This is a genomic window from Methylobacterium endophyticum, assembly GCF_050591105.1.
In the GTDB taxonomy this organism is placed as follows: Bacteria; Pseudomonadota; Alphaproteobacteria; order Rhizobiales; family Beijerinckiaceae; genus Methylobacterium.
This window is the reverse complement of record NZ_JBNHES010000040.1, coordinates 2,501-5,777: the sequence shown is the minus strand read 5'-3', so window position 1 is coordinate 5,777 and position 3,277 is coordinate 2,501. Positions and strand designations below refer to the sequence as shown.

The window sequence follows — 3,277 nt, the reverse complement described above, 5'->3', positions numbered from 1 at the left end:
GAGGGAGTGTGTTTTTGGATTTGCGTTGTGCGGGTCTGGCGGCGACCGACTCTCCCGTGTCTTGAGACACAGTACCATGGGCGCTGGTGTGTTTAACGGCCGAGTTCGAGATGGGATCGGGTTCTGGGCACACCGCTCAGGCCACCAGACCGGCGCAACGCAAATTTTTTGGGACTTTTTCGGACTTGACCTCGAGACCATGAGGACCGGTCCGGGCCAAGTTCTTCGATGTTCGGCAAGCTGATGCGCCTGTGTCGGGCGAGTGGCGGATGGCGTCTTGGAGACGAGCCTGTCGGCTCTCCATTCGCTATTCGCTATTCGCCTTCTGGTCGCATGGTCTTTGTTGTGTGCGTGTCGTTTGTTTTTACGGACAGTGATCACGAGAGCGATCAAGCCGATCGGGCGATTAGTACCGGTCAGCTCAACGCGTTGCCGCGCTTGCACATCCGGCCTATCGACGTGGTCGTCTTCCACGGCCCTCAAGGGAGTACTCGTTTCGAGGTGGGTTTCCCGCTTAGATGCCTTCAGCGGTTATCCCGTCCGTACATAGCTACCCTGCACTGCGGCTGGCGCCACAACAGGTCCACCAGAGGTACGTTCATCCCGGTCCTCTCGTACTAGGGACAAATCCTCTCAATACTCCAACACCCACGGCAGATAGGGACCGAACTGTCTCACGACGTTCTGAACCCAGCTCACGTACCACTTTAATCGGCGAACAGCCGAACCCTTGGGACCTTCTCCAGCCCCAGGATGTGATGAGCCGACATCGAGGTGCCAAACGACCCCGTCGATATGGACTCTTGGGGGTCATCAGCCTGTTATCCCCGGCGTACCTTTTATCCGTTGAGCGATGGCCCACCCACGCGGGACCACCGGATCACTATGACCGACTTTCGTCTCTGCTCGACATGTCCGTCTCGCAGTCAAGCGGGCTTATGCCATTGCACTCGCCGAGCGATTTCCGACCGCTCTGAGCCCACCTTCGTACGCCTCCGTTACGCTTTGGGAGGCGACCGCCCCAGTCAAACTGCCTGCCATGCGCGGTCCCGGACCCCGATCAAGGGTCGCGGTTAGACCACCATATCGCCAAGGGTGGTATTTCAAGGATGGCTCCACACAGGCTGGCGCCCATGCTTCAAAGCCTACCACCTATCCTACACATGCCGACACGAAGGCCAGCGCAAAGCTACAGTAAAGGTGCACGGGGTCTTTCCGTCTGACCGCAGGAACCCCGCATCTTCACGGGGAATTCAATTTCACTGAGCCGATGCTGGAGACAGCGGGGAGATCGTTACGCCATTCGTGCAGGTCGGAACTTACCCGACAAGGAATTTCGCTACCTTAGGACCGTTATAGTTACGGCCGCCGTTTACCGGGGCTTCGATTCAAAGCTCTCACCTCTCCTCTTAACCTTCCGGCACCGGGCAGGCGTCAGGCCCTATACGTCGTCTTACAGACTTCGCAGAGCCCTGTGTTTTAGATAAACAGTCGCCACCCCCTGGTCTGTGCCCCTCACGCCTGGTTGCCCAAACGTGAGGCCTCCTTATCCCGAAGTTACGGAGGCAAATTGCCGAGTTCCTTCAGCATCGTTCTCTCAAGCGCCTTGGTATACTCTACCAGTCCACCTGTGTCGGTTTCGGGTACGGTCTCACGTGGAGGCTATTTCCTGGGACCCCGCAGCAGCCCATCCAATCCGATAAGGATGAACCACATCAAGGATCCGTCACCATCCACTGGCCGGGGAATATTCGCCCCGTTCCCATCGACTACGCCTTTCGGCCTCGCCTTAGGGGCCGGCTAACCCTGCGCAGATTAACTTTACGCAGGAACCCTTGGACTTTCGGCGAGAGTGTCTTTCACACTCTTTGTCGTTACTCATGTCAGCATTCGCACTTCCCATACCTCCAGGACCCCTCACAGGTATCCCTTCACAGGCCTAGGGAACGCTCCGCTACCGCTCATCTAAAAGATGAACCCTAAGCTTCGGCTCGTGGCTTGAGCCCCGTTACATTTTCGGCGCAGGAACCCTTGATTAGACCAGTGAGCTGTTACGCTTTCTTTAAAGGATGGCTGCTTCTAAGCCAACCTCCTGGTTGTTTTGGGATTCCCACATCCTTTCCCACTTAGCCACGAATTGGGGGCCTTAGCTGTAGGTCAGGGTTGTTTCCCTCTTCACGACGGACGTTAGCACCCGCCGTGTGTCTCCCGAGCAGTACTCTTGCGTATTCGGAGTTTGGTTGAGTGCGGTACCGCTGTGGGCGGCCCTAGCCCATCCAGTGCTCTACCCCGCAAGGTATTCACTCGAGGCGCTACCTAAATAGCTTTCGCGGAGAACCAGCTATTTCCGAGTTTGATTGGCCTTTCACCCCTAGCCACACGTCATCCAAGACCTTTTCAACGGGCACTGGTTCGGACCTCCAGTGGGTGTTACCCCACCTTCATCCTGCACATGGCTAGATCACTCGGTTTCGGGTCTAAAGCCACGAACTGAACGCCCTGTTCAGACTCGCTTTCGCTGCGCCTCCACCTATCGGCTTAAGCTCGCTCGTAACTTTAAGTCGCTGACCCATTATACAAAAGGTACGCGGTCACCCAGGACAAACCTTGGGCTCCCACTGTTTGTAAGCATCCGGTTTCAGGAACTGTTTCACTCCCCTCGTCGGGGTGCTTTTCACCTTTCCCTCACGGTACTGGTTCACTATCGGTCGCTGAGGAGTACTTAGGCTTGGAGGGTGGTCCCCCCATGTTCAGACAGGATTTCACGTGTCCCGCCCTACTCGAGTCCTGCAATTCATCCGTCCCGTACGGGGCTGTCACCCGTCTCGCCGGCCTTTCCAGACCGTTCCGGTAAACTCATTGCAGGCGCTGGCCTGATCCGCGTTCGCTCGCCACTACTGACGGAGTCTCGTTGATGTCCTTTCCTCCGGGTACTGAGATGTTTCAGTTCCCCGGGTTCGCTTCAAACCCCTATGGATTCAGGATTTGATACCTTCATGTGACCAATCGTAATGAAGGATCAGACGACCGCTAGGTCGGCTGAGCCCACAATACGAAAGGTCGAAGGTGGGTTTCCCCATTCGGAAATCCCTGGATCAAAGCTCGTTCGCAGCTCCCCAAGGCTTATCGCAGCGTACCACGTCCTTCATCGCCTCTCAGCGCCAAGGCATCCACCGAATGCTCTTAAGGCACTTGATCGCTCTCGTGATCGATGTCCGCAGGTGAGCGACAGCAGTTTCTGCTGGCGATCACCGCGACACGGTCACAAAAAGACCGG

2 rRNA genes are annotated in these 3,277 nt (G+C 56.6%); both read right to left on the bottom strand.

Going from position 1 to position 3,277, the window contains the following annotated elements:
• Positions 1-33 precede the first annotated feature (33 nt).
• Positions 34-149, bottom strand: a 5S ribosomal RNA gene (rrf, locus tag ACP56T_RS21735).
• 236 nt (positions 150-385) lie between these two features.
• Positions 386-3,198 (bottom strand): 23S ribosomal RNA (locus tag ACP56T_RS21730).
• Between the last annotated feature and the right edge of the window lie 79 nt (positions 3,199-3,277).